General features: G+C 58.9%; 23 protein-coding genes. 6 read left to right on the plus strand and 17 right to left on the minus strand.

What is annotated here, in order from left to right; all coding sequences use genetic code 11:
• The first annotated feature begins 75 nt into the window (after positions 1-75).
• A complete protein-coding gene (locus tag FHS09_RS15420; protein WP_183461509.1) occupies positions 76-858 on the plus strand; it encodes a tryptophan 2,3-dioxygenase in 783 nt (260 codons plus the stop codon).
• A 195-nt stretch (positions 859-1,053) separates the two neighbouring features.
• Here FHS09_RS15420 and FHS09_RS15425 read toward each other — a convergent pair whose 3' ends face one another.
• The 3 genes from FHS09_RS15425 to FHS09_RS15435 all read right to left on the minus strand — a co-directional run bounded on the left by FHS09_RS15425 (position 1,054) and on the right by FHS09_RS15435 (position 3,169).
• Positions 1,054-1,476 (minus strand): ExbD/TolR family protein, encoded by a 423-nt coding sequence (locus tag FHS09_RS15425; RefSeq protein ID WP_183461511.1) that lies wholly within the window; start codon positions 1,474-1,476, stop codon positions 1,054-1,056.
• Between the two features lie 177 nt (positions 1,477-1,653).
• On the minus strand, positions 1,654-2,115 hold the full coding sequence (locus FHS09_RS15430; protein WP_183461514.1) for a methylglyoxal synthase: 462 nt from the start codon (positions 2,113-2,115) through the stop codon (positions 1,654-1,656).
• Between the two features lie 64 nt (positions 2,116-2,179).
• Complete coding sequence (locus FHS09_RS15435; protein ID WP_183461516.1) at positions 2,180-3,169, minus strand: metallophosphoesterase; 990 nt, start codon at positions 3,167-3,169, stop codon at positions 2,180-2,182.
• A gap of 206 nt (positions 3,170-3,375) precedes the next feature.
• Between FHS09_RS15435 and FHS09_RS15440 the strand changes: the two genes are divergently transcribed.
• Complete coding sequence (locus FHS09_RS15440) at positions 3,376-3,780, plus strand: hypothetical protein (protein ID WP_183461519.1); 405 nt, start codon at positions 3,376-3,378, stop codon at positions 3,778-3,780.
• A gap of 46 nt (positions 3,781-3,826) precedes the next feature.
• Here the strand turns inward: FHS09_RS15440 and FHS09_RS15445 are convergent, their stop codons facing one another.
• The gene (locus FHS09_RS15445) at positions 3,827-4,669 is read right to left on the minus strand and encodes a hypothetical protein (protein WP_183461521.1); all 843 of its coding nucleotides are present in this window, start codon (positions 4,667-4,669) and stop codon (positions 3,827-3,829) included.
• Positions 4,670-4,910: 241 nt separating this feature from the next.
• On the opposite strand from FHS09_RS15445, the gene FHS09_RS15450 reads away from it, so the two are divergent.
• Complete coding sequence (locus FHS09_RS15450; protein ID WP_246395069.1) at positions 4,911-5,621, plus strand: hypothetical protein; 711 nt, start codon at positions 4,911-4,913, stop codon at positions 5,619-5,621.
• A 159-nt stretch (positions 5,622-5,780) separates the two neighbouring features.
• Here FHS09_RS15450 and FHS09_RS15455 read toward each other — a convergent pair whose 3' ends face one another.
• From FHS09_RS15455 to FHS09_RS15470, 4 genes are all read right to left on the minus strand, one after another.
• Positions 5,781-6,701 carry a phosphoribulokinase gene (locus tag FHS09_RS15455; RefSeq protein WP_221192038.1) on the minus strand — a complete coding sequence of 307 codons (921 nt, stop codon included), beginning with the start codon at positions 6,699-6,701 and terminating at the stop codon, positions 5,781-5,783.
• 32 nt (positions 6,702-6,733) lie between these two features.
• Complete coding sequence (locus FHS09_RS15460) at positions 6,734-9,526, minus strand: efflux RND transporter permease subunit (protein ID WP_183461525.1); 2,793 nt, start codon at positions 9,524-9,526, stop codon at positions 6,734-6,736.
• On the minus strand, positions 9,523-10,710 hold the full coding sequence (locus FHS09_RS15465) for an efflux RND transporter periplasmic adaptor subunit (protein WP_183461527.1): 1,188 nt from the start codon (positions 10,708-10,710) through the stop codon (positions 9,523-9,525). The genes FHS09_RS15460 and FHS09_RS15465 overlap by 4 nt, the downstream gene beginning before the upstream one ends.
• Positions 10,711-11,231: 521 nt before the next feature.
• Positions 11,232-11,942: a Crp/Fnr family transcriptional regulator gene (locus FHS09_RS15470; protein ID WP_183461530.1), complete on the minus strand. Its 711-nt coding sequence runs from the start codon at positions 11,940-11,942 to the stop codon at positions 11,232-11,234.
• Positions 11,943-12,248: 306 nt separating this feature from the next.
• Here FHS09_RS15470 and FHS09_RS15475 point away from each other — a divergent pair, with 306 nt between their 5' ends.
• Positions 12,249-13,421: a TonB family protein gene (locus FHS09_RS15475; protein WP_183461532.1), complete on the plus strand. Its 1,173-nt coding sequence runs from the start codon at positions 12,249-12,251 to the stop codon at positions 13,419-13,421.
• Positions 13,422-13,625: 204 nt separating this feature from the next.
• Positions 13,626-15,683: a M13 family metallopeptidase gene (locus FHS09_RS15480; protein ID WP_183461534.1), complete on the plus strand. Its 2,058-nt coding sequence runs from the start codon at positions 13,626-13,628 to the stop codon at positions 15,681-15,683.
• A 255-nt stretch (positions 15,684-15,938) separates the two neighbouring features.
• On the opposite strand, the gene FHS09_RS15485 is transcribed toward FHS09_RS15480, so the two are convergent.
• The gene (locus tag FHS09_RS15485; RefSeq protein WP_183461536.1) at positions 15,939-16,130 is read right to left on the minus strand and encodes a helix-turn-helix domain-containing protein; all 192 of its coding nucleotides are present in this window, start codon (positions 16,128-16,130) and stop codon (positions 15,939-15,941) included.
• Positions 16,127-16,549 (minus strand): hypothetical protein, encoded by a 423-nt coding sequence (locus FHS09_RS15490; protein WP_183461538.1) that lies wholly within the window; start codon positions 16,547-16,549, stop codon positions 16,127-16,129. The genes FHS09_RS15485 and FHS09_RS15490 overlap by 4 nt, the downstream gene beginning before the upstream one ends.
• A gap of 197 nt (positions 16,550-16,746) precedes the next feature.
• On the opposite strand from FHS09_RS15490, the gene FHS09_RS15495 reads away from it, so the two are divergent.
• A complete protein-coding gene (locus FHS09_RS15495; protein WP_183461540.1) occupies positions 16,747-18,630 on the plus strand; it encodes an MFS transporter in 1,884 nt (627 codons plus the stop codon).
• A 99-nt stretch (positions 18,631-18,729) separates the two neighbouring features.
• Here the strand turns inward: FHS09_RS15495 and rtcA are convergent, their stop codons facing one another.
• From rtcA to FHS09_RS15530, 7 genes are all read right to left on the minus strand, one after another.
• Positions 18,730-19,767 carry an RNA 3'-terminal phosphate cyclase gene (gene rtcA / locus FHS09_RS15500; protein ID WP_183461542.1) on the minus strand — a complete coding sequence of 346 codons (1,038 nt, stop codon included), beginning with the start codon at positions 19,765-19,767 and terminating at the stop codon, positions 18,730-18,732.
• Positions 19,764-20,477, minus strand: a complete 714-nt coding sequence (locus FHS09_RS15505; RefSeq protein WP_183461545.1) for a DUF72 domain-containing protein — start codon at positions 20,475-20,477, stop codon at positions 19,764-19,766. Before FHS09_RS15505 ends, rtcA begins: the two co-directional genes overlap by 4 nt.
• A 196-nt stretch (positions 20,478-20,673) precedes the next feature.
• Positions 20,674-22,119: a catalase gene (locus FHS09_RS15510; protein WP_183461546.1), complete on the minus strand. Its 1,446-nt coding sequence runs from the start codon at positions 22,117-22,119 to the stop codon at positions 20,674-20,676.
• A gap of 143 nt (positions 22,120-22,262) precedes the next feature.
• Positions 22,263-23,096, minus strand: coding sequence for a sulfotransferase (locus FHS09_RS15515; protein ID WP_183461548.1), 834 nt, complete (start codon positions 23,094-23,096; stop codon positions 22,263-22,265).
• A 236-nt stretch (positions 23,097-23,332) separates the two neighbouring features.
• Positions 23,333-24,295 carry an acyl-CoA desaturase gene (locus FHS09_RS15520; RefSeq protein ID WP_183461550.1) on the minus strand — a complete coding sequence of 321 codons (963 nt, stop codon included), beginning with the start codon at positions 24,293-24,295 and terminating at the stop codon, positions 23,333-23,335.
• A gap of 128 nt (positions 24,296-24,423) precedes the next feature.
• Positions 24,424-24,954, minus strand: coding sequence for a reverse transcriptase domain-containing protein (locus FHS09_RS15525; protein WP_221192040.1), 531 nt, complete (start codon positions 24,952-24,954; stop codon positions 24,424-24,426).
• Positions 24,955-25,652: 698 nt separating this feature from the next.
• Positions 25,653-25,976 carry a hypothetical protein gene (locus FHS09_RS15530; protein WP_183461553.1) on the minus strand — a complete coding sequence of 108 codons (324 nt, stop codon included), beginning with the start codon at positions 25,974-25,976 and terminating at the stop codon, positions 25,653-25,655.
• Positions 25,977-26,205: the final 229 nt, after the last annotated feature.

The following is a 26,205-nucleotide window of genomic DNA, read 5'->3' on the forward strand; positions in this document are numbered from 1 at the left end:
TTTTATTTTTGAAGCGGGCGGTTTAAAGAGCGGTTTATTTCGCCGTCACTCGCTTCTTGAGCAGGTTCTTTCCCTATGACCGTTACCTACAGTTCCTACCTAAAAGTAGACGAGCTGCTGCAGTGCCAACAGCCTCTGTCCGAGGGACCCGAGCACGACGAGCTGCTGTTTATCGTGATTCACCAGAGCTACGAATTGTGGTTCAAGCAGCTGCTGCACGAGCTGGACTTTCTCGTGCGCCTGTTCAACGGCGGCGAACGCAACCGTGCGCTGCACACCCTGAAGCGGGTGGAAACCATCTACCACACCCTGATCCAGCAGGTGGACATCCTGGAGACACTGACCCCGCTGGAATTCATGTCTTTCCGCGATCGCCTGGCGAGTGCCAGTGGCTTCCAGTCATTCCAGTTCCGCGAGCTGGAATTCCTGTTCGGCGCCAAGGACCCGAAGAAGCTGGAAAACTACAAGCCGGGCTCGGAGCACTACCAGCGGCTGGAGAGGCGCCTGCAGGCGCCAACCCTGTGGGACGCCTTTTTGAACTTCCTCGCCCAGGAGGGGCACGAGATTCCCCTGAGCGAACTGGAGCGGGATTTCAGTCGGGTGACGGAGCCCTCACGGGCAGTGCAGAAGGTGTTGATCGACGTGTACCGCAACGATCCGCTGGTGAGCGAGATCTGCGAAGCGCTGGTGGATATCGACGCCTCACTGCAGCAGTGGCGCTACCGCCATGTGAAAATGGTGGAGCGCACCATCGGCAGCAAGATGGGCACCGGCGGTTCCAGCGGTGTGGGCTACCTGCAGAGCACGCTGTTCAAGCCGGTGTTTCCGGATCTGTGGGCGATTCGGGCAGAGCTTTAATTCGGGGTCGGAGACCCGCAATGATTGTGCGCAGTAGGAGCGGCCGCTGGCCGCGATCGGATTGCGCTTACGAAGCAGAGATCGATCGCGGCTATGGGCGGCTGACCGCCCCGCCGCTCCTACAGGGAGAGGGTGATATTGGCGGTATAAAAAAAAGCCAGCGCGTAGCTGGCTTTTTTCGTGTCCGCCGGAGGATCAGTCCTCGTAAGGCACCAGGGAGACCTGGATTCCGGAGCTCACTTCCTTGGCCGCGTCGGCAATCTGCACATAAGCGTCCGCGCTGGACTTGTTGTGTGCGCGCACAATGACGATGGCCTGCGGGTTTTCCGCGAACAGCTGGGCGATACGGGCACGGACCGCGCGGCTGTCGATGCGGGTGGTGCCCATCCAGATCTCGTCGGTGGCGTTCACCGTCAGCAGGATGTTCTGCTTGTCGTCATTCGGAGGAGTTTCCTGGGTCTGATCCGGATCGGGGACGTTCACATCCAGCGCCTTCTCTTTAACAAAGGACGCCGTCACGATAAAGAAGATCAGCATGATAAATACGACGTCCAACATGGGCGTCAGGTCGATATCGGCTTTTTCCTCTTCTACAGCCTTACCGCGTCGTCTACTCATAAAACACCGTACAATTAGCTAAATGCAAATGGCGCCGGGTTGACCGGTCTAATCAGGTGGGCAAGATTGCCGGGAAATTGCCAGTATTGCAAGTGAAACCTGCCACCCGGGACAAAAACCATTTAAAATCAATAAGTTACAATTCAACCTTAACTGGACAGGTCAATATTTGACCAGTCATTTTCCGGCCCGTTCGGCCAGATAACCCTGGTAGTCCGGCACCTCCCGCTCGAAGCTGGCGTCCATCAACGTCGACTGCACCATCATATCCGCGCTGCTGGAATTGCAGGCCACCGGGATGTTCCACACCGCGGCGATACGCAGCAGGGCCTTGACGTCCGGGTCATGGGGCATGGGCTCGAAGGGGTCCCAGAAGAAGATCAGCAGATCGATCTCCCCCTGGGCGATCCTCGCCCCCAGTTGCTGGTCGCCGCCCATTGGACCGCTGAACAGCTTTTCCACTTCCAGCCCCGTAGCCGCTTCCAGCTGTGACCCGGTGGTTCCGGTCGCCAGCAGGCGGTGCCGTTCGAGCAGGCCGCGGTGGCGGTTGCACCACTGGACCAGGGCACTCTTGCGATTGTCGTGGGCCACCAGGGCCACCCGCTTGGTGGCCGGCAAGGGTTGCGCGATAAACTCCATGATTTCCTCGGTTGCTCTTCTTACATCTATACTGGCGACTTCGGCGGCCGCCCGGCCGGAAATATCACCCGTCTCCCAGTCGCAGGCCGCGACCGCGCACCTGGCCTTCCCATACCTGGCGCAGCTCTTGATAGCCACCTTCACCATCCGGAGTGACCGCGTAGAAACGGTAGTCGCCCATCACACTATCGCCATCTTTGTCCCGCTGGAAGCGCAGCGTGACGAAACCCTGCTCCCAGGCCGCGAATACGGCACCCTCCGCGCCGTAACTGTGGTAGTCCTCGTCTTCCTGTTCGTCGCCCTTCAGGTGGGACAATTTTCCGGCGGCGCCACTGACCAATTGGCGGGTACCTTTATAGTCGCCTTCGTCGGACAGGTAGTGGTCGTGACCGGCGATATACAGATCCACCTTGCCGAATACCTCGTCGCGCAGAAACAGGGCCTCACCGTAGCCGGCGTCGCCGTGGCGACCGGAACTCATCAGCGGGTGATGCCCGAGCACCAGCGAAAACCCGCAGCGATCTCTCTGCGCCTCCATGGTCCGGCGCAGCCACATGGTCTCCGCAAAGCGTTTGTGAATAAAGTAGAGCTTGTTGTACCAAGTGGTTTCCAGGCTGAAGATGCAGATATCGCCCCAGCGCTCGGCGTAATACCAGTTGGGAAACACGATATCGGGGTTCTCCGCGGCCACCTGCAGCCAGGCGCCGGCGTTCTGCTTGTAGTCGTGATTGCCCATCACCAGGTAAAAGGGGACGCCCTTGCCGAGCAGCTCGGCGTAGGGTTGCATAAAGTTGGACTGCAACAGCGGGTCCTGGGGGCTGGTGATACCGGAAGGGTAGATGACATCGCCGAGCACCCGGATCTGGTCACATTCCATGGTCTGCAGCGCCCGGGCCACCGCCCACTGGTTTTCATCGCCGGTGCCGGGGTCGCCGATGATGCAGATTAACTGGTCGTCTTTCACCAGGGAGTCGGGGCGCTGCTCCAGCCAGGAGCGGGAGTCGCCACAGGCGCTCAGCAGGGAGAGCAGTAAAAGCAGAGGCACGAAGCGCATAAACAACCAGTCCGGTTCGTACCGCGGGTTGTGCGCTTCCTGCTGCGCCCACGGCCATTATTTTTCTTGGCGGCCCTCCTTATCGGGAACCGGGCTGCAATTTACCCAGTTTCGCCACACAACTGCAAGTATTCGCCGCCCGAGCTCGGCAGAGCGGCGCCCGGATCGTTATAATGCGCGGCATTTTCCATCGGAGGAGTTGTGCAATGAGCGTCGGCGCCTGGGAACCAGAGAAAGCACCGCAACAGAGCGGCGAGGGGGAGAAGATTAACCGGGAATTGTTACAGCGGTATATCTCCGCCGCACAGTCCGCCGCCCCGCTGCCTGAAAGCCTGTCCCCGGAGGATCGGCAGGCCTCGTACCTGGTGCGCCTGCCGACACAGCGCTGGCTGGAGGAGAGCGAAGCCTGGAACAAAGAACAGCTCTGGCAATTGATCCGGTTTTTCACCCTGGCCGAAGCGCAGCTCCCCGGCTGGGATGCCGGCGCCGAGTCACCGGTGATCCCGATGGCCAAATCACTGCGCCAGCGCGGGACACCGCTGGACCGGGATCAGTTGCTGTGGATCAAACAGCACTCGGACAATCGCTACCTGCCCTACGGCCCTCTCTGACGAAAGGTTAGTGGGTAGCGATCCATCGGCCACGGACCACTACCCTCTATTCCCCCAAACGGGACAACTGCCCTTTCAACAAATCCACATCTCCCGGGGTACGATAGTTCCCCGGCAGATGTCGCCAAAGCACGAAACCCTCGCCGTCCAGCAGCCATAAACCGGGGCGACAGACCCCTGCGGTGGGTGTGGAAGGTCTGAACAGGCGCTGCCACAGCGGCTGTCCGCCGGCGGCGACAAAGGGCCGGTTAGCTTCCTCTTCCTCCGCCAGTTGAACAATTTCCGGCAGCTGCCCGCCGCGCCACAAATGCGCCCACCTCCTTTTATCCTCAGTGCTGAACAAAATCAGCTGTGCGTTGTAGTGGTTCAATAGCTCCCCCAGTTCCGGCAGCTTCGACAACAGGGCGCGGCTGTCTGCACAAAAAGTGCCGCGCAGAAATACCAGCACCAGCCCCTCGATATTTCCCTCTCTCACCCCGGCAGCGGGGTCCAATCGCTGCCCCTCCACGGTGCATAAAGGGGGAAACCGCTCGTTGACCCCCGGCATTTCCGGCTGGCGCAATGCGGAGAGGTGAAACAGGTAGGCGAGCAGGATAAACAGGTTGTAAATCGCCAGGTAGGCGGGCTCTCCCTTGCCGGTGTCGGTGACGAGGACAACCGCCAGCCCGAGCAAGACTGCCGCAAATGCCGGATCTTCACGCAGTGAACCGCGATATCTGGCTGGCCGCCACAAACGCAGGATCATCCAAACCGGCAATGCCAGGGCGTTTACTGCTAACCCCAGCCAGGCGATGCCGCCGACGGAAATCCATCGGAACAGAGCCCAAAAACCGCAGCTGTAGAGCCAGATAAAAGCGAGAAAGGTAAAAAAACTCTTAAATTTATTCATTGCGGGGTAAAAATCCCTTAAAACACTTGCATTCCAGTATATAAATGAGCTGCAATTAGCGCGATGATTTTCACTCATCCATAACAACTCTTAAATACAGGGAAATTTTATGGCTCCACGTAAAAAAACTTCGACAATCAGTCCTGTCGCCAAACTGGAATCGGAACTCAGCGCTCTGAAATCCAAACTGGAGGAGGCGCGCTCAAAACAGGAAAAGGATGCGGCCAAAGCTGCCGATAAATTGGCCAAGGATGCCGACAAAGCCGCCGCCAAAGCCAAGGCCGCACAGGATAAAGTAAAAGCTGTACGGGCGAAGAAGAAGACCCCGGCACAGCAGAAGCAGCTGAAAGCGGCCACCGCCGCCTCCACGGCAGCCAAGAAAGCGGCTGCGCAGGCCAAGGCCGCCGCAACCGAGGCCAAAACTCAGCTGGCCACCATCGAATCGGAAAACAAGCTGGCCACCAAGGTAGCCAAAGCCGTAGCCAAGGAAGAGGCGGCCATCGCCAAGAAGCTGTCCGCTGCGGAGAAGAAGAAAGCTGCTGCCAAAGCCAAGAAAGACGCAGCAAAGGCTAAGAAGAAGGCTGCGGCGGAGAAGAAGAAGGCCGCCGCTGCCGCCAAGAAAGCCGCCGCTGCAGAGCGCAAGAAAGCCGCCGCTGCCAAGAAGAAGGCCGCAGCCAAGGCCAAAAAAGCAGCCGCCAAGGCCAAGGCTGCAGCGAAGAAGACCAAGAAAGCTCCGGGCCGCCCCAAGAAGGCCGCCAGTGAGAAGAAAAGTCCAGGCCGCCCCAAGAAGGCTGCCAGTGAGAAGAAAAGTCCAGGCCGCCCCAAGAAGGCCACCACGGTGAAGAAGCGTCCAGGCCGTCCGAAGAAGGCCACCACTGCGAAAGGCCCGGGCCGCCCGAAGAAAGCCGCTGCTGGAAAGAGAGGCCCCGGTCGTCCGCCGAAGAGGGCGTAAGGACGGTCCCTGTAGTCGCCCGTTATGGAAGGCGAGCACAAGACCATAAAAAACCCGGCTTCAGCCGGGTTTTTTATGGTGAATGATAAGTGGTGAGCGTAAGGCCGCCATCGGCGGGGCTGCGGCCCGCGTGCCGAGCTGGGGCTCGGCGTTCCCGGCCTAATTATTCAACCGCGCCCGCTTTATCTGATGATCCCCGCCCAGCTCCAGTACACAGTCCGCCCTGGACGGCATCTCGGCCAGCAGGTTGCGGGTGATTCGCTCGTAGTGCTGGACGAAACGCGCTATTTCGTCGTCGCTCATACCATTGCCATGGCGCGCCCGCAGTTTTCTCTCCTGCAGTCGACGCCATTCCAGCACACACTCCATATCCGGCACCTTCAACATCACCAGGGTATCCAGCGGTGCGAACAGCTGTTGGTAGGGGCCTTCCAACTGCGCATTGACGTAATTGCGCCAGACGCCCCGGCTGTCCTCCTCCCGTTCCAGCGCATTGATCGGCTCGGGGCTGTTCTCCCAAGGCCTGGCGCCCACACACCAGCCTTCAAACAGGAGAATATCCACCGGCCCTCTATGACGCGGCCACAGACCCTCGGGTGTGCGCTCGTCGATGGATTTGTCGAAATGGGGAATAGCGATCTCGGTGTCGCCATCGCTGTTGCACAGGCGTGAGATCGTCTCCAGCCCCAGGGATACATCGTGGGTGCCTGGCACACCGCGGGTTTCCAGCAGTGGATGCACCTGTTGCGCGAGCTGCCGGCGCTCGATCCTGGTGAGATAAATGTCGTCCAGGGAAAAACCCGCACTGCCAAACCCCAGATGTTCCCAGGCCAATTGCAGGAAATCCGTGAGAGTGGATTTGCCGGAACCCTGGCCGCCGCAGATACCTACCACCAGGGTTTTATCCTTCTCCTTGCGCCCCGCCAGCCACAGAGCCAGCGGCACATAGTAGTGCTCTACCTGGCGGCGGAACGACGCCGGCAACTGGTGGTCGGAAATAAAGTCGTCGATTTCAGATTGCAGCCGTTCGCACAGCCGCTCCGCCTGTTCGGTGATCGCAGTTGGCCATTCGCTCGCCATCTATGCCGGCTCTCCTGTTTCACGGACAGTACTTACCCGTCCGGTTCCGCCTCTACAGATCGTTCAGCCCTCGCCTCCCTTGTCCCAGGGGGACGCCGCGGTGGCAAAACGCTGCGCAGCAGTTCCCGCAGGCGCCCGGGCAGTACCAGCATAACCGGAGTTACGATCAATGTAAGCAGGGTGGAAAAGGTGAGGCCGTAGACGATGGCGCTGGCGAGCTTCACCCAGAATGAGGCGATCACGCCGCCCACCACGATATTGCGCCCCACCATATCCACGCTCACCCCCAGTGCCAGCGGCAGCAGTCCGAGAATAGTGGTGGCAGTGGTGAGGAACACCGGGCGCAGCCGCTGTGCCGCGGCCTTGACCGCCGCCCCGGCCGGCGGCAGTTCCGGATCGGCTCCGCGCACATGGTTATAGGTGTCGATCAGCACGATATTGTTGTTCACCACGATACCGGCCAGCGCCACTATGCCCACGCCGGTCATGATCACGCTAAAGGTGCTCTGGGTGAGAGTGAGCCCCAGCATCACACCGAGGGTGGACATCACCACGGAGGATAGAATCAGCAGCGACTGGTAGAAACTGTTGAACTGGGTCACCAACAGGATAAACATCAGGAACAGCGACAGCAGGAAAGCCACCGCGAGAAAGCTGAGTGACTCGTTCTGCTCCTCATCGGCACCGCGGAACAGCAAATCCACCTCGCCGTCCACCGGGTGCTCCTCCAGCCAGGCGCGGATCTCCCGGACCTTGTCGTCCGCCAATACCCCCTCCTGCACATCGGCCTTGACCTGCATGCGGGTGGTTCCGTCGATACGCTCTATTTTATCCACCTCGGGTCTGGCTTCGGTGTGCACGAAACTGCTGACGGGCACCGCGCCGCGGGGGGTATTCAGGTCGGCAAAAATCTCCCGACTGCGGCGCTCGCGCTCCTGCGCCGGCAGCAGCTCCACCAGTATGTTGGCGATCTGGTCCGGCGCCCGTTCGGTGTTGCCGGACAGACCGCCGGAACCGATCGCGGTGTAGGCCACCCGCACTTCCGGCACCTCCAGCACCGCGCGCTCCACCTGCGCGACCAGGGTTTTCTTTTCCTCCACCGACAAATTGCCCTGTGCACGGACTTCCACATTGCCATACTGCTCTTCGGTCTCGGTAAAAAACTCCACCCCGGCGCCAAAGCGGCCGAAGGCGAAAAAGATACAGACCAGCACCAGCAGGGTGGTGACAAAAGCCGCGAGCGGGCGGCGCACCACCCACTCCAGGGAGCGCGCGTAGGCGCCGGTAATACCGTCGAGCGCCCCCGGCTGTCCCACTTCCAATTCCCGAAGGTTTTGCCGGGTCACCGGGTCCAGCGCGCTCCTGCCGAACATGGCTCCCAACACCGGAGCGAAAAACAGCGCGTAGAGCAGCGAGCCGGAGAGTACCGCGAACACCGTCACCGGCAGGTAGCGCATAAACTCGCCCACAACACCGGGCCAGAACATGATCGGCAGAAAGGCCGCCAGGGTGGTGCCGGTGGAAGCAACCACCGGCCAGAACATGCGTCGCACCGAAGTCACATAGGCGTCGCGCGCGGACAGCCCCTCGGCCATTTTCCGGTCGGCGAATTCTGTGATCACAATCGAGCCGTCGATCAGCATGCCCAGCGCCAGCAGCATGCCGAACATCACCATAAAATTGAATGAGTAGCCCAGATACCAGGTGACAATGGAGCCGAACAGCAGCGAGAAGGGAATGCCCAGGCCCACCAGCATGCCGGAGCGAAAACCCAGCGCCGCCACCACGATTACCATCACCAGCAGCATCGCGGTGAGAATATTGCCCTGCATCTCACTGACCATATCCCGCGCGAACTGGGATTGGTCGAAGACGAAATCCACCTCGACACCCCGCGGCAGGTACTGCAGTTCCTCCCGCACCAGGGCGCGCACCGCGTCCGCCACTTCCACCGAGCTGGCGCCGGTGCGTTTTTCCACGTTGATCGCCAGCCCCTGGCGGCCGTTGACGCTGGTGTAACTGGAAACGTCTTTGAAGGTGCGGCGAATTTCGGTGACATCGCCCAGGGTCACCACACCGCGGGCGGAATTCTTCAGGGGAATTTCGTATATATCCTGCGCCGTTTCGATCAGCCCCGGCACCTTGACGGAGAAGCGGCCCCGGCCGGTCTCCAGTTCGCCGGCGGGAATCAGCAGGTTGTTGTTCAGCACCGCGTTGATCAACTCGCCGCTGGTCACCCCGTAGTGCTCCAGGCGCACCGGATCGATGGTGGCTTCCACCACCTCCTCGCGGTTGCCGCGCAGGTCGGCACTCAGTACCGAACTCAGGTTTTCGATCTTGCGCCGCAGGTGCTGCGCACTCTGCAACAGCACCCGCTCGCTGACCTGTTCACCGGCCAGAGTGACCACGATTGCCGGGAACGGTTGTGCCGAGGCTTCCTCGACAACCGGCTCCTCCGCGTCCCGAGGCAGTTCCGCCTTGGCCCGGTCCACGGCATTGCGCACTTCGTCCACCGCGTCATCCACGTCCATGGCGGCATCGAATTCAATCACCAGATACGCCATGGATTCCCGCGCGGTGGAAATTATTTCCTCCACGCCTTCGAGGACGCGCATATCCTGTTCCAGCGGACGCACCAGCAGGCGCACACCGTCCTCCGGGGAAATCCCCTCGTGGGTCACCTGCACGATCACCACCGGTGGATTCACCTCCGGGCTGGATTCCACGGTCATGCCCACCCGCGCCGCCAGGCCGACGAGCACAATCAACAACATCAGGCTGATCGAGCTGCGGCTGCGATCTATGGCGTTGTCCAGCAATTTCATTGCGCGTCACCCCCCGCCGGTGACACCACTTCACTCGCCGTGGGCAGCACCTCCATTGCGGTTTCGCCGGGCACGGGCAGGTCGCCCTCTCCGGGCTCAAATTCCACACTGACAACCTCGCCGACGGAGACATATTCCTGGCCGACAGTGATCAGCGTGACCCGGGCCGGCAAGCCTCCAACCCAGACACCTTCATCCGCATCCCCAAACAGCTCAACATTGGCGAAACGCACCCGGTTGCCGGCATCGAGGATACGCACGCCCAGGTCGCCGCGGTCGTCGAGAGTCAACAGTGAGGCATTGATCCTGTGCGCCAATATCTCACCGATGGGCAGCGCCAGGCGCCCGCTGAGTCCCGCGCGCAATGCGGCCGAGGAATTCTCCACCGCCACTTCCACCCGATAGGCGCGGGTCAGTTCGTCCGCTTGCCGGCTGATATAGCGCAGGCGCCCTCGCACCGTCTGCCCACCCTGCAGCTGCGCACTGGCAGGGCCGCCGATAGTGAGGCCGCCCACCTGCGCTTCGGACACCTCGCCCACCACCAGTATCGGGTCCAGGTCCAGCAGAGTGGCGCACTCCTCGCCGCGGCGAATGAAATCCCCCAGTTCCACCGCGCGGCTGTTGACCACGCCGTCGAAGGGCGCGCGGATTTTCAGGTTGTCCACTGCCACTTGAGCCCGCTTGAACTCCGCCCGCGCGTCGGCCAGCGCCACTTCCTGCCCAGCCAGGTCGGTGTTCGATTGCAGCCCCTTTTTCTTCAGCCGCTGGGCGCCCTGGTAATCGAGTTCCGCCTTGTGCAGCGCGGCTTTGGCCCGGACCAAGTTTTCCGGCCGGTCCTCCGCTTCGATCTCGCAGATCACCTCGCCTCGTTTGACTGCACGCCCCTCCTCCACCGGCAGCGCGACGATGGCGCCGTCCAGTTCCGCGCGCAGGCGCACGCTGCGATTCGGCTCCGTGCGGCTGTTTACCTGTACGCGAGTGAGGTAGGACTGGGCCCTAAGCCTTTTCGCTTGTACCCGCAGTGATTCGCCGGGGGCAGTTGCCCGGCTGTCGCCATCCCCCGGCGCCGACGATTGTCCAACGGAAAATACCAGGCCGCTCAACAGCCACAACACGGCCAACAGAGCGACGACCGCGGCCACACGATAATTGCGCTGCCGCCAGAAGGTTGCAAAAACTTTCATCTCGAAAACCTTGCGAAGGGGAAAAAATCCAGCTTCCGCCAAAACCTCCGTATTCTGGCGGAAGGCAAATTGTAGGCGGCGGATGCGGCCTGCGCAGTGAACATTTCTAGCGGAATGTGAAATTCACAAGGGTTATCACGCCAGTCTCCGGCACATCGCCACGATAGAGCCTGCAAGCCTGCCGCGGGTCAAAGTCAAGGAGTGGTGACAGATGGGAAATTAGTTCAGATCAGGGCGTCGTGCCGCTTGGTTGTGCACTGTGTCTGCTGTGGGAGCCTGCCCTGCAGGCGAAAAAGCTGTGCTAAATGGCAACGTACTATTCGCCTGCAGGGCAGGCTCCGACAGGGTTCGGTCCCATGACCCAACAGTACTAAGGCTGGTTCCGCGCACTCCGAAACTTGAGTTATCAATTCGTCATACCGGCGCAGGCCGGTATCCACAGGTTCCGGCCTGCGCCGGAACGACGAAAGAGGGTTGCTGGGGCAAATCTTGTACCCGCCCCTACATCCGAGTCCCGAGTATCAGGAAAGCATCGATTCGAGAAAGTCAAACATATCGGAACTCTCGTCCACCAGTTCGCCGCTGCCGAATTCCGCATTCCAATCCAGCAGGATTCGCGCCAGGGCGCGGGCCTGGTCCGCGAGCGCCAGCAGTTCCTCGCGGCAGTTCTTCGGCCCGGTGTACAGTTTCAGTTTGCGGTGGCTGTCCGCCAGTTGGTGAGCGGGGTATTTGGAACGATAGACTTCCAGCTTCCAGCGCAGGGAATGCACCATATTGCGGTAGAACACCAGTTTGGTGGGCAGCTGCAGCAGGGAGAAATCCTCCAGGTCGCCGAACAGGGTGCAGTCCACTGCCAGAACCTGGGTATCGCGGCTGGCCGGCGCCGCCACGACAGTGGCACTGCGCGGCTCCGCCAGCAGCATGGACAGATCGCCGAACACCTCGCCGGGGCGGATCACCGCCAGCGGGCGTTCCGCCGCGTCGATTTTCCCCGTCGCCGCGCTCTCGACGTGTACCTGCAGTTCGCCGCGCAACAGGAAGTACACCCACTGGTCCACGTCACCCGCGTTCAATAATTGCTCACCCGCCTGCAGGCTCACAAGCTGGGAACGCTTGAGCAACACGTCGTACTGCCATTCGCTGGTGGCGCGGATATCGCGAAACAGGTGAATGACATTGAGCAGGCGGTCCACGGCGTCCCGCGGATAATCACCAAGTGGTTTACTTTCCATCCGTCACTGATTACATATTGATTGAAAAAAATTATATTGGGGCAACAGGCCCAGCGCATTCTATCGGCGGGATGACCGCTGTCTCCCCCGCAAATCGCCAAATTTGAGAAAACGGGACATTCTACCCATTTCGGGCTTGAACTCCATTGCAGTTGCAGTAGAGTTAGGCTGAGTCCAGATTAATTTGGTCAATAGTGCTACCTGGTAGCCTATTTTTTAATCTGGCCGGCGCGCCTCGGGGGAGGGGGCGCCAAAACTCTTATCCGCCGGAAACTTCCCGTCCGGAAAAACAGACGCCGAAAAACAATGAAACCGACAACACTCTTCACCGCCCTGTTGGTGTTTGCCGCGGCGCTATCCGCCAAAGCTGCACCACTGTTGAACGGTCTCGCTCTGGAGCAACAGTTCAACAAAGACCGCTATATCGCCGCAGTCTACTCTGAAACCCTGGCCACCAGCGCCGGCACACTGCTGGACAACAATACACCCCGCCGCCTGGAAGTGCGCATTCTGGCCGACAGTCTCTCCGCGCGCAGCTTCCGCAACCAGTGGATGGAGGGTATCGCGATCAACAACCAAGGGAATATCCTGAGCGGCCAGGCGGAGAACATGGTGACCTTCGCCAACCTCTTCTCCGGCCGCCTGAAAAAGGGCGACCGGCTCAGCGTGGCCTTCGCCGCGGACAGCGGCACCACCAGCGTAGCCCTGAACGGCCTGCCCCTCGGCAAGGTCGAGGACCGCGCCTTCTTCAACACCCTGCTGCGGGCCTGGATCGGGCCGGTGCCCCCCTCCTCTGATTTTCGCGAAGGCCTGCTGGCCGAGGGGCAGGTCTCCTCGTCGCTGCTCGGCCGCTACGAACTGCTCGAACCCAGTGCGGAGCGGATCGCGCAGCTGACCGAACAGCTGGGCGCGCGGGAGGCCGAAGCAACAGAGGCGGCAGCTGAGGGACAGCAAGTGGCCGCAGCCAAAACCGCGGCGGCCGTGCCTGCAGCGAAGAAACCGGCGCTGGCCCCCGATATTCCTCCGCCCACCCTCGCCTCCGTGGGCGGAAAACCGCAGGCAGTGGCCAAAGCCGCGTCCCAGCTCCCCAAGCCACAAGCAGCTGCCAAGCGCCGCCCCCCGGCTCCGGAAGAAGAGGAACTGGAAGAGGAGGAAGAGGAAGCTCCGCTCACCGCCGACATTATCCTCGCCCGCCAGCTCTACCATTCCATGCTGCTGCGCCACACCTTCAAGAACACCCGCTATCCCCAGCGCGCCCAGCAGCGCGGGCAGGAAGGCAGCGTGCGGCTGAACGTGGTCATCGACGCCCAGGGACAGGTAAAGGATATCCAGACGGTACAGGAATCCCGCTACTCCAGCCTCAACCGCGAGGCCCGCGAGGCCATCGAGCGCTCCAGCCCCTACCCGAAGGCGCCGGCGCAGCTGACCCAGAGCGAGTACCGCTTCACAGTGCCGATCACCTTCCGCCTGCCTGACTAGTTTGCCGGGAGCAAACTAGGGCAGCTCTGCTGGCCGAAGGCCGGGCCACAGGATGTGGCCCGTCACCAGAAAACAGGGGACAGATGTCAGGGGACAGACGATTCTGTCCCCTCAATATCTCACTCTGTCCCCTGGCTTCTGTCTGCTGTCCTCTATATCGGGCATACTATTGCGTTGAATAATCAGCCAACGCAAAGGCCCGATATGAACAAATTCCTTCTATCTCTCGCCCTCGCCGGTCTAATGGCTGGCTGCTCCAAATCAGAGGCGCCGCAAGCGGGCGAAAAGTCCGCAGGCGCCGCCGTCCAGCCGGCCGCACTCGGCTCCGGTGTGGACCTGGAGGCCATGAATACCTCGGTGCGCCCGCAGGACGACTTCTTTGCCTACGTAAACGGCGGCTGGATCGACAGCACCGAAATTCCCGCGGACAAATCCCGCTGGGGCTCCTTCGACCAACTACGCGATACCAGCACCGAGCGGGTCAAGGCCCTGATCGCCGAAGCCGGCGAGAAAGCGGAAGATGCCGATGCGCAGAAAATCGGCGACCTCTACAACAGCTTTATGGACGAGAAGCAGGTGGAAGCCCGGGGCCTTGCGGCCATCGAGGGCGAACTGAAGAAAATCGACGGCATCAAATCCCGCGACGACCTCTCCAGCTACTTCGCCTACGCGGATTCCGTGGGCTACGACGCTCCCTTCGGTGTCTTTATCAACCAGGACGCCAAGGACGTGGAATCCTATATCGCCTACTTCTGGCAGGCGGGTCTGGGTCTGCCGGACCGCGACTACTATTTCGACGACTCGGAAAAAGGCAAAAAGCTGCAGCAGGCCTACAAGAAGTACCTTACCGAGGTGCAGCAACTGGCCGGGCTGGAAGATCCTCAGGCGGGAACCGAAGAGATCTACCAACTGGAAAAAAGCCTCGCCGAACGCCAGTGGACCCGCGTGGACAACCGCGATCCGGACAAAACCTACAACAAAAGAACCCCGGAAGAGCTGGCGCAGATGCTGCCGACCATCAACTGGGACCGCTACCTGCCGGAGGCCCAACTGAAGGGAGCCCAGGCGGTGATCGTCGGCCAGCCGGACTACCTGGAAACGGCCAATAAAATTATCGCCGATACCAGCCTTCCCACCTGGCGCCGCTACCTGAAAATCAAACTGCTCACCACCATGGCGCCCTATATGCACGGGGAGCTGGCCCAGGTGCGCTTCGACTTCTACGGCACCGCGTTGCGCGGCGTGGAGGAAATGGAACCGCGCTGGAAGCGCGCGGTGGAGTTCGTGAACGGCTCCGCCGGCGAACTGGTGGGCAAACGCTACGTACAGAAGCACTTCCCGCCGGAAGCCAAGGCGCGCATGGTGGAACTGGTGAACAATCTCAAGGCCGCCTACGGCGAATCCATTCAATCGCTCTCATGGATGGGCGAAGAGACCAAAAAGGAAGCCCTCACCAAGCTGGATAATTTCACCACCAAGATCGGCTACCCGGACGAGTGGCGGGACTACAGCGCGCTGAAAGTCAGCGCCGACGACCTGGTCGGCAACGTGCTCGCCGCACGCACCTTTTCCACCAACTACGAGCGCGCCAAGCTGGGCAAACCCCTGGACCGGGGCGAGTGGCATATGTTCCCGCAGACGGTGAACGCCTACTACAACCCACCCATGAACGAAATCGTCTTCCCCGCGGCCATACTGCAGCCGCCCTTCTTCAATCTGGAAGCGGACGACGCGGTCAACTACGGTGCTATCGGCGGGGTGATCGGCCACGAGATCGGCCACGGCTTCGACGACAAGGGCAGCAAGTTCGATGGCAAAGGCTACCTGAACAACTGGTGGACCAACTCCGACCGCGAGAACTTCGAGCAGCTCACCGGCAAACTGGTGGCCCAGTACGACGCCTTCGAACCACTCCCGGGGGAACACATCAACGGCAACCTGACCCTGGGTGAAAATATCGGCGATCTCTCCGGCCTTGGCATCGCCTACAAGGCCTATAAGATGTCCCTGAATGGCAAAGAGGCCCCGGTTATCGACGGCTTCACCGGCGACCAGCGCCTGTTTTTGGGCTGGGCCCAAGTGTGGCGCAGCGCGATTCGCGACGAGGCGCTGAGCGCGCAACTGAAGACAAACCCCCACTCCCCCACCAAATACCGGGTGCTCGGGGTGTTGCCGAATATCTCCGCCTTTTACGAAGCATTCGACGTTAAGGAAGGCGACAAGATGTACCTGCCGGAGGAAGAGCGGGTGGTAATCTGGTAGTTCCCCCTCTCCCTAACCCTCTCCCCGAGGGGAGAGGGTACTGTTTAGTGCCTGAACAGAACCCGGTGACGGCGGCTTCCCACTCTCCTCGCTAATGTAACTCCCCTCTCCCGCTTGCGGGGGAGGGGTCGGGGGAGGGGGCCCGCACTGCGGGGCTTTTTTGTACCGGCCAGACCTGCCCTGCGGCGACGCGATGCCTCTCTTCCTGCAACTGATCGTTTTACGGCATGAAGCTGGCACTTTGCTTCGCGCACTCTACTCCTCGATAAATATCTGCTCGATAGGCAGGCCAAACACCCGCGCAATCCTGAATGCCAATGGCAGGCTCGGGTCGTATTTGCCTTTTTCAATGGCATTGACCGTCTGGCGCGACACATCCAGCAGATCCGCCAGCTGCGCCTGGGTCCAGGCCCGCTCCGCCCGCAATGATTTCAAATGATTTTTCACCGGAGCCTCCGCCAACCTGCAACCGTGGCGACCAGGAACGTTATCCCCATAAGCAGAATCAAGTGTGGAATCTGTAGTTCCACCACAGCCGATGGCAAACTGCCGTAAAACTGGAAAGCAGTACCAGCAACCACCGCGACTCCGAGTGTCATGGCCGCCGCATCAAGAAAGACCTTTCGCTCCATCTCATCCTGGGTCTTGAGGTGGCGAACCGTCGCCAGGATCATGCCCCAGCCCACCGCCAGGTTCAGCACAATGGCCAACAGGTTAAATACAGCGTTGTCCGACCACAGGAAAAGGTTGCCAAATGTCATCAGGGCAGTGGCCAGCAGCCAGGCGCCAGTCCAAAGCGCCAAGTGGCGGGTGCTTCGCGATATAGTGGCACGGCGCGACTCCGGCGCCTTTTGTCTGGTATCCATCAAGTATTCCTCTTGTCGTAATAGTCAGCGGTCCAAAATGGAGATGTAAAGTACACTTTACTAAGCGTAAGCCCTCTCAACCACAAATGTCAAACTCCCTTTACATTTCGCTCAATCGCCACCCAGCCCATTGCAGAGGATTCGCTCCCGCGCAAATTTGCGTAACATAGGGGGAAATCTCTATTAGGGACTTGTCCATGGCCCACAAGAACCAGTTCCAGCTGCTGGCCAGCCGCCGCTTCCTGCCGTTTTTCCTCACCCAGTTCCTCGGCGCCTTCAACGACAATGTGTTCAAAAGCGCGCTGATGGTGATGATCGCCTTTCGCCTCGCCGCGGATCAGGCCAATGCACTGAACAACCTGGCCGCGGGGCTGTTTATCCTGCCCTTCTTCCTGTTTTCCGCCACCGCGGGCCAACTGGCGGACAAATACGACAAGAGCCTGCTGATCCGGCGCATCAAGCTGGCGGAAATCGGCATCAGCATGGTGGGCGTTGTGGCGCTGGTCAGCGGCAGCAACTCCCTGTGCCTGGTGGTGCTCTTTCTGCTCGGTGTGCAGTCCGCCTTCTTCGGCCCGATCAAGTACGCGATTCTGCCCCAGCACCTGCGCAAATCGGAGCTGGTAGGCGGCAACGCCCTGGTGGAAATGGCCACCTTCGTCGCCATCCTCGGCGGTACCATCGTGGGTACTATTCTCTCTGGCGCCAGTGATACCGATGGCAACAGTCAATGGATAGGTGGGCTGATTATCGGTATCGCGCTGGTGGGCTATCTCGTATGCCGCGCGATTCCCGGCGCCGCGGCGCCGGTTCCGGAGCTGAAAATCGACCTGAATCCGATCAGCCAGACAACGCGCATGCTGCGGGAGGTGGTCAAGACACCGTCGATCTTCTACGCCATCGTCGGCATCTCCTGGTTCTGGCTGCTCGGTGCCGCCTACCTGACCCAGATACCGAGTTTCGGCAAGAATGTGCTGGGCGGGGATGAACCGCTGGTAGCCTTGCTGCTGTGCAGTTTTACCATCGGTGTGGCCATCGGCTCGCTGCTGTGCGAGCGGCTGTCCGGCGGCCGCATCGAACTGGGCCTGGTGCCACTGGGGGCCGCCGGCCTGACCTACGGCGGTATCGCCCTGTCGGTGATCGGGGGCAACCTGGCGCCGCTGACCGAGGTCTCCCTGGCCGCCTTCTGGGCCAGCCCGGGGGCCAAGGCGTTCCTGCTGCACCTGGCACTGATCGGCGTATTCGGCGGCCTCTATATCGTGCCCCTCTACGCGATGATCCAGGAGCGCACCCAAAAGGCCCTGCGCGCGCGGGTGATCGCCGTCACCAACATCATGAACTCAATGTTTATGGTGATTTCCGCCCTACTCGGCATCGTATTCCTGAGCCTGCTCGACTTCAGCATCCCGCAGTTCTTTATGGTGATCGCACTGATGAACGCCGCAGTGGCGGTATTCGTATTCGCCAAGGTGCCTGAATTCGCCATGCGCCTGCTGGTCTGGCTGCTGTCCCACACCATGTACCGGGTGAATCACGAAGGGTTGGAGCGGGTACCCGACGAGGGCCCGGCGATCATCGCCTGCAATCACGTCAGTTATGTGGACGCCCTGCTGCTGGCCGGCGCCGTGCGCCGCCCGATCCGCTTTATCATGTACAAGCCCATCTACGAGATACCGGTGCTGCACTTTATCTTCCGCACCGGCCGCGCCATACCCATCTGCTCGAAGCAGAAGGACCCGGAAGGCTATGAACGGGCCTTCGAGGAAATAGAACAGGGCTTAAAGGACGGCGACCTGCTGTGCATCTTCCCCGAGGGCCAGTTGACCAAAGACGGAGAGCTGCAGCCGTTCAAGGCGGGGATCGAGAAAATCCTCAGCCGCACCCCGGTGCCGGTGGTTCCCATGGCCCTGCGTGGCCTCTGGGGCAGCTTCTTCAGCCACCGCGGCGGAACCGCGTTTTCCACTTGGCCGCGCAGATTCTGGTCGCGGGTCAGCGTTGTGGCCGGCGAACCGCTGGATGCGGCGGCGGCCAAGGCCGAGCGTTTGCAGGAGCAGGTGTTGGGGTTGCGGGGGGAGCAGCGCTGACGCCCGACTCTGTTGAGTTGATGAGTCGTAGGGTGCGCCGTGCGCACCGCCTGAAGCCCGCGTGAGCCTCGGGCGGTGCGCACGGCACACCCTACGGCACTAGCCCGGATCGACCTCAATCAGGTACAGGTCCTGCCGAGGTTCAACGCTGAACCTGACCGGCAGGAACTGCTCGACAAGCCACATCACCGTGCGCGTGTGCTCACTCACTTTCCGCACGGCGAGTCGTGAGGTCCCCTGTGCCTGCGCCGCATAGATCAGCAGTTGGTCGCAGGCATGAATATCAATGACCGCACCCACCTCCAGTTCCGCGCGTAGTGAGTGCCCGGCGTCTTCCCCCAAGCGTTCAGCGGGCACACCCCGCTCCGCCACGGTTGCCGCCCCCAGTACGCTGTTTTCGGTCTCGGCGGTCAGCACTATGGCCCCGCCCGTCCCGAATGCCTCGGAGTCCCCCAGCACCCTGAATTCAATCTGCAATGCATCGAAATCAGCCAGCACAGCGCTTGCCGCGGCGGCCATGCGCTCGGGGATATGCAACGGCAGGTGTGCGACATGGGATACACCGCTGATCCGCTGCAACGCCCCGGGCACCTCCGCCAGCAGTGGCCGCGGTGAGCCGCACGGCTCCACTTGCAACCGCACCAGGCCGCCGCCCTTCGGGTAGTAACCGTGGCGGATCGATTCGATAGATACCTGGACTCCCATGCGAGCGAGCCAGGGCAGAAAGACCAACCGCAGGTAATCCACCGGCGGGGCCATCCTCACGTCGGTTCCGCCGGTGATCGACAGGTGCACCGAGCCGTCTGCGTGAAGCGCCACCGGTAGCAGCGCCTGCAGCACCAGCACAACGCTGCCCGCGGTGCCGACATCGAAATGGTATTCACCGCCGCGAATGCGGCCTGGCCTGAAATAAATTTCCGTGGCCCCGATTTCGGCGCCTTCAAGCGCGCCACCGCCGACCGCGGCCACCGCCCGCAGCGCCGTGAGGTGCTGTGCCATCAGTCCCGGTTTGGCGCGCCGGGCGCGGATATTTCTGAGGTAGAGGGAACGACCGCTGATTGCGGCCAGGGCCATCGCATAGCGGCTCAACTGGCCGCCGCCCTCGCCGAAGCTTCCGTCGATGGCGAGCCAGCTCACTCCAGCAGTTCCTTGAGTTCCAAAGCATTGCGCACGGAATAGGCGGACTCGTCGTTATTGAAATAGACGTAGGCCGTATCCACCTTCTGGTCCCGCAACCATTTGGCCCAGTCTTCAAGCACCTCCTTATCGTAGTATCCGCGGTAGGTGTCCACGGGACCGTGCAGGCGCAGGTAAATAAAATCCGCGGTGATCTCCTTCGGGCTGGTAAAGCCGCCCAGATCGTACACGCAGAAGGCGGCGTTGAAATCCGACAGAACCTCCAGAACCTCGTCGCAATGCCAGGTCCGGTCGCGCAACTCGAATACGGCCTGCCGGTCTTCGGGCAAGGTCTCCAGAAACTCCTTCAGCCGGTCGGGATTGGCGTGCCAGCGCGGCGGCAACTGGAACAGCAGCGGCCCCAGCTTGTCCCCCAACCCTTCGATGGCATCCAACAGCGGCGGCAGGGTCTCCTTCGGATCCTTCAGCTTTTTCATATGGGTGATGTAGCGGCTCGCCTTGACCGCAAACCGAAAATCATCCGGGGTGGCATCGCGCCAGGTGGCGAAGTTTTCAGACGAGGGAAGCCGGTAGAAACTGCGATTGATTTCCACGCTCTTCAAGCGTTCGGCATAGAAAGCAAGCCAGTCCGGTTCGGCCAGATCCTCGGGGTAGAAACGCTCTCGCCAGTGCGGATACACCCAGCCGGATGTGCCTATATGAAATTGCACGTGGTCCTCCCTTGCGGAAGAGAATGGTTCCTAAAACCTACACCGAGCACGGCGACAATCCCGCCCGGCCGAACTTCCGGTAGCAATGGTAGGATGGGCAAAGCGAAGCGTGCCCATCAAACACGGCACAAGATGGGCACACTTCGCTTTGCCCATCCTACGAAATCTACGCAAGAAGGGGTGTTTGCAATCGAAGTCAGTTGCCCCTCACCCCCTTCTCAATCCGGTCCCCGACATCCTTGTCGATATTGCGCCAATACTCGAAGGCGCGCTTGAGCACCGCCTCGGAAACCCCCGCCTTCAAATGGCCCACCACATTGGATACCAGCCGCTCCCGCGCCGCGTCATCCATCACCTTGCGCACCAAGGTGCCCGGCTGGCCGAAATCATCGTCTTCCTCGCGCAAGGTATAGGCCGCGTGCATAAACTCGCCGCTGGCCTCCCACTTCTCTGTATAGGTGTGATTGGCCTCCGGCCCGCCCTTGGAATTGGGGGCGTAGACCGGGTCGGACACATTCTCCACCCGCATAAGGCCGTCCTTGCTGTAGCTGTGCACCGCGCACTTGGGCCGATTCACCGGGATCTGCTTGTAGTTCACGCCCATACGGGCCCGGTGCGCATCCGCGTAGGAAAAGACACGCGCCAGCAACATCTTGTCCGGACTGAAGCCGATGCCGGGCACCACATTGTTGGGCTCGAACGCGACCTGCTCGATCTCCGTGTGGAAATCGGTGGGATTGCGGTCCAGGGTCAGCCGGCCGACTTCCTGCAGCGGATAGTCGCCATGCGGCCATATCTTTGTCAGGTCAAAGGGATTGAAGCGGTAATCCTTCGCCTCCTCGAACGGCATTATCTGCACCTTCAGGGTCCAGCTGGGGTAGTCGCCATTGGCGATAGACTCGAACAGATCGCGGCGGTGGACATCGGCGTCCTCACCGGCGAGGCGATCCGCCTCCTCCTGGGTCAGGAAGTCATTGCCCTGATCCGTTTTGAAATGATACTTGATCCAGAAACGCTCGCCCTTGGTATTGACCCACATATAGGTGTGGCTGGAGTAGCCATTCATATGCCGGTAGCTCTTCGGAACACCGCGATCCCCCATCAAAATAGTCACCTGGTGTGCCGACTCCGGCGACAGGGTCCAGAAATCCCACATCATATCGTGATCGCGCAGACCGGAGTCCGCACGGCGTTTCTGGGAGCGGATAAAGTGCTGGAACTTCATCGGGTCGCGGACGAAGAAAACCGGCGTGTTGTTCCCCACCATGTCGTAATTGCCCTCGGAGGTATAGAACTTCAACGCAAACCCGCGCGGATCGCGCCAGGTATCCGGGCTGCCCCGCTCGCCGGCCACGGTGGAAAAGCGGATCAGCGTATCCGTCCTGGCACCCGGCTGGAATACCGCCGCCTTGGTATAGGCACTCACATCCTGTGTCACCTCGAAATAGCCGAAGGCGCCCGATCCCTTGGCATGGGGCTGCCGCTCCGGAATCCGCTCCCGGTTGAAATTCGCCATCTGCTCGATCAGGTAGTGGTCCTGCAAAAGAACCGGGCCATCCGGCCCGACCGTGAGGGAATGCTCATCACTGGCTACGGGGATGCCGGCATCGTTGGTGGTGCGGCTGGAGTCGTCTTTTTTCACGGCGCTGTATCCTCTGTAACTGTCACTTAAAGCACTCTTCTTAATCGGGCACCAGACAGAGGATACAATAGTGCACTATTGGGACCCTTGGAGGGAATTTCGCGCAAAGGCCAAGTCAATTATAGTATTTGACGTTTCGCGAATTAGAAATTCGACTTCCAATTCAGCGCGTGACCTTTAAACATTTCCTGACACTTAATTATTTCATCGTGGAAAAATTCGTACAGATAAAATTCAATCTCATTCGAAAACCTGTACTTCTTCTCTTTTGATTTACGATTGAAATTAGCAGGCAACCTGAATTTCGGACTTTCAAGACCAATAAAATCCGAAACTTGGCTGCGAACCATTTCAGGATTGCATTTGATATCCTCCATAAAGAAAAATTTGCAACGCTCAGAACCAAAATATTCAAGCCATCTCTGCCATATTTGGGTGGGATATGAGAGCCGCGCGACACCTTTTCTGGAGACAAAACTCCTAACTCTGTCAATAGAATTAATATCTTCCTCTAAGATACTTCCATCGCGAACCTTCATTGACATTGCTGATTTAACTCGATCGACCGGGTGTCTTAACAACAGCAATACCGACGCATTAGGCAACTGCTCAGAAATACGTGACACCTGTGCATCATTTAAGCTTGAATAATTAGGGGAAATGTCACCTGATATATAGGTCCCTTTATCCGCAAACAAAGAAAAGTACCAATCATCAGTATAATTTCCAGGTATAAGTCCCTTCTCGAAAGCGGAGTAGAACTTACGATCTAAAGAACGATGGAGGCTTTTAAAATTCAAGAACCTTTTGCGTAATGACTTCAGCTCCTCCATATTCCCCGGCTTAAAAGATTTTTTATGGAAATAGTTAATCTCTTTAATAGGTGGCATCCACGCCCCACCAGTCTGACGCAGCTGATCGTGTAGCCACCGAGTTCCAGCCTTCTGCAAACCAACACAAATAAAATCCGGTCCCACAATACTTTCTCCAAGCTAACAAAAAAAAGGAATACTGATAAATCAATGTAATCATATACACCGATGCTCTCTTCAAAAATAACTACAAGCAGTACTAAAGGTGTCAGCACAACATGAATCCAGAAGAATAATTTCCAGAACCCATGTGGACTGAATTGAGCATCCGTATTTTCTTTTCAATTACTGCTTGGAGCTTTATATATATCGTCCATTTATATTCTCATACTTCCTAATAATCAAGTTAATAGCCTTGAAAAAATACAGGTTTTTGGTGTTCTTATTGAGCGTCGTGTTGGCCGAGTGGACTCTATTCTACTCAGCTCCGGCCTTTCTGGTAGTTCATTGGGAAGCTTTACATTCCAAACTAAACCGAGGTTGCGCAAAGCATTCAACGCCCACCAACCTAGATCGGCTTGCCCCTCATAGATACCCAACATAGCGGAACCAGGATATGCGTGGTGGTTATTGTGCCATGATTCTCCCATAGTAATAAAGCCGGAAAATCGAACATTATGCCCCTGCACCGCGGCACCATTTACATGCCAATCCCGCTCTCCCTGATTATGAGCAAAATAACCGATAAGCCAATGCCCTGTAATCGATACAGCCACTCGAGCAGAAATTCCCCAGACAAGCCAGGGAATACCGCCGATAGCGTAAAGCAAGAGCGCCCAAGGTAGTTGCTGGAGCATCCATGTACGTTCCATGAGCTGATATACAGAATTATGCTTGATACGCTCTTCAAGCTCGAAAACAGGTGGATGCTTCAGTTTCAGGTCACAGTTCAACTGCCACCAGCCGTCTTTCCAGAAACCTTTGCCATGTCGTAGGTAAGGGTGACAGCTGCCTTTGCGCTGGGCCCAGTCCCGCAAGTCATGCGGCTGAATCATACCGAAGGGACCGGCCATACCGACCAAGGTGCCCAGATGCACAAAAAAGTACTCCAACCATTTTGGACATTCGTAGCTGTTGTGGATTAAGCGGCGATGCATTCCCAGCGAATGGCCAAGACACAAAGTTAACATGGTAAAGATCAGAAATATCGAAAAGGCTGACCATGTGAAAAAGAAATACCCACCAATAACTGCAATACTGAGATGTGACAAATACCAGAGAGACCTAATTGGCGCCCACCGAACAATACCTTCGTTCGCATTGGTTAATGAGGTTTCATTCATTCTTGGGATAGAGTTATTCATAATCAGCCCTATTCGGGATCGGCTAACGAGCGACTACGGGGCTGACAGTGCCGCCTTGCGGGCTGCCCGTTTCCGAGTGGAGGATTTGCCCGTCTGTGTCGAGTATGCCGGCTTTCAGCCATTGCGGATCAGGCGCAGGAAGGCTTTGTCATCCACACGCTGTCTAGCATGGTGATGAGCCAGTCGTGGTTCAGATGGTCGAAGAAGCCTTTGATATCGGCCTCGACGAGGTAACCGAAACTGCCGTATTGGAGGTTGAAGGTGAGGTCTTCTATGGCCTCTTTCGGGCTCCGCCGCGGTCGGTATCCGTAGCTGCTCTGGATGAAGTCTTGCTCGTAGATGGCGTTGAGCAGTTTGGCTGCCGCCCGCTGGACGAGTTTGTCTTCGAGCGCCGGGATGCCGAGGGGCCTCTCTTTGCCTTTGCCCTTTGGGATCATGACGCGCCGCACCAGTCGGGCACGGTAGCGTTTGTGTTTCAGGCGCTCCACCAGGTCCTTCAGCCGTTCCTCCAGTCCGTTGGCGTAGTCATCGTAGGTGACTTCGTCCACACCCTTGGCGGCCTTCGGATTGAGTTCTCGAAAGCTGCGCCGCAGGAGGTCGACGTTGATTTCCCGGTAGAGATTCCTGAAACGGTGGTGTTTGCAGGCGCGTGCCCGCATGGCTATTCCCCGCAGTGAGGTTGACTCAAAGTATTCCGATCCTGCTGTGTCCGGCATGAGTTTCCTTTACGGGCTACGTACTTCCGTCAGGTCCTTCCCCATGTAAACGGCTTTCCCGCTCTCAGAGTACTATGCCTGATAAGACACCCCTCGGCATACGGCCTTTACAGGCCTGCCCGGTCTTTCCATGTTCCGTGATTCCATCCGAGCCCACACCGTGTCCGGGTTCCTCACCCTTCCGTGTCCCAACTCTGTCGATGTCGTCACGTCACTTCGTACCGGGAGCTTTTTGGGGCTTCCTGGGTTCCTCGACGTATCTCTTCCAGCATGCCACGGCCTATACTCCGGAGGCCCTCCACATCCTTGCCATTAACGGATGCTTTGTGTTGCCTTCGAGTGCGTTAAAGCCCTCGGCGACCTCGACGACGTTTCGAAGCTGTAACAGCGCTTCAGGGAGCGCGATCTCCCCTACGGCCTACTGGATTCTCTGTGTACGCTTACCTCATATATTGTTCGCAGTTACCTGCTCCGCAATGAGATCAACACTCGATACGGGTGGGCGGCTAGCCCTTACCCGGCAGGGACTTTCACCCTGCAAGATACGCCGGGCTTCGCCCAGCGCGATAACGCCGTGTTCAGCCGCAGCTTATTTTGTGCGCCTTTTGTGCGAAAATGAGAGCGACAGCACCGCAGAGCAGCTATATTCTACTCTCTTGCTTTGACTCTACAGAAACTACTTTGTTGTTCTCTATGGTTACTACAACCAAAGACATACCACCAAGAGAGCCAGGAAGGCGATATGTTAAAATTTCCCTTTTTATTGGGGTTCCGCCTGTTCCTTCATCTACAGCGATAGTTTCTACCTCTTGATACATTGGAGCACCGGCTATATAGATAATTTCCTGCTTGCTCTTCCCTTCTAGGATGAGTTTTCCATTTGGAAGCCGAAATGATCCCTTGGCATGCGCAGAGAAAGCTATTGCAACGATAACTCCAAATAATGCGATTTTTAGTTTTTTCATTTTTGCGCTCCATTCTCCATTACTTAATTATGTGTATAACGTTACCAGCTGGGGCGGCCTGCACTGTTTATGCGCGCAGCGCATAGCGTAGGTCGCCCCGCGTAGGCGCGTAGCGCCGGAGCGGACAGTCTGGTCTGGTTTAGTTTGATTGGCACCGTGCCCCCTTAAGCAGCTCTATACTTTAGTAGATTTACGCTTGAAAAGCCGTGTCCAAAATATGCCTTCAACA

This window comes from Microbulbifer rhizosphaerae, from assembly GCF_014191725.1.
In the GTDB taxonomy this organism is placed as follows: Bacteria; Pseudomonadota; Gammaproteobacteria; order Pseudomonadales; family Cellvibrionaceae; genus Microbulbifer; species Microbulbifer rhizosphaerae.

Coding starts and splice junctions, on each gene's coding strand:
- FHS09_RS15420 (WP_183461509.1), top strand. CDS start 76: ATGACCGTTACCTACAGTTCCTACCTAAAAGTAGACGAGCTGCTGCAG.
- FHS09_RS15425 (WP_183461511.1), bottom strand. CDS start 1,476: ATGAGTAGACGACGCGGTAAGGCTGTAGAAGAGGAAAAAGCCGATATC.
- FHS09_RS15430 (WP_183461514.1), bottom strand. CDS start 2,115: ATGGAGTTTATCGCGCAACCCTTGCCGGCCACCAAGCGGGTGGCCCTG.
- FHS09_RS15435 (WP_183461516.1), bottom strand. CDS start 3,169: ATGCGCTTCGTGCCTCTGCTTTTACTGCTCTCCCTGCTGAGCGCCTGT.
- FHS09_RS15440 (WP_183461519.1), top strand. CDS start 3,376: ATGAGCGTCGGCGCCTGGGAACCAGAGAAAGCACCGCAACAGAGCGGC.
- FHS09_RS15445 (WP_183461521.1), bottom strand. CDS start 4,669: ATGAATAAATTTAAGAGTTTTTTTACCTTTCTCGCTTTTATCTGGCTC.
- FHS09_RS15455 (WP_221192038.1), bottom strand. CDS start 6,701: ATGGCGAGCGAATGGCCAACTGCGATCACCGAACAGGCGGAGCGGCTG.
- FHS09_RS15460 (WP_183461525.1), bottom strand. CDS start 9,526: ATGAAATTGCTGGACAACGCCATAGATCGCAGCCGCAGCTCGATCAGC.
- FHS09_RS15465 (WP_183461527.1), bottom strand. CDS start 10,710: ATGAAAGTTTTTGCAACCTTCTGGCGGCAGCGCAATTATCGTGTGGCC.
- FHS09_RS15470 (WP_183461530.1), bottom strand. CDS start 11,942: ATGGAAAGTAAACCACTTGGTGATTATCCGCGGGACGCCGTGGACCGC.
- FHS09_RS15475 (WP_183461532.1), top strand. CDS start 12,249: ATGAAACCGACAACACTCTTCACCGCCCTGTTGGTGTTTGCCGCGGCG.
- FHS09_RS15480 (WP_183461534.1), top strand. CDS start 13,626: ATGAACAAATTCCTTCTATCTCTCGCCCTCGCCGGTCTAATGGCTGGC.
- FHS09_RS15490 (WP_183461538.1), bottom strand. CDS start 16,549: ATGGATACCAGACAAAAGGCGCCGGAGTCGCGCCGTGCCACTATATCG.
- FHS09_RS15495 (WP_183461540.1), top strand. CDS start 16,747: ATGGCCCACAAGAACCAGTTCCAGCTGCTGGCCAGCCGCCGCTTCCTG.
- FHS09_RS15520 (WP_183461550.1), bottom strand. CDS start 24,295: ATGAATAACTCTATCCCAAGAATGAATGAAACCTCATTAACCAATGCG.
- FHS09_RS15525 (WP_221192040.1), bottom strand. CDS start 24,954: ATGCGGGCACGCGCCTGCAAACACCACCGTTTCAGGAATCTCTACCGG.
- FHS09_RS15530 (WP_183461553.1), bottom strand. CDS start 25,976: ATGAAAAAACTAAAAATCGCATTATTTGGAGTTATCGTTGCAATAGCT.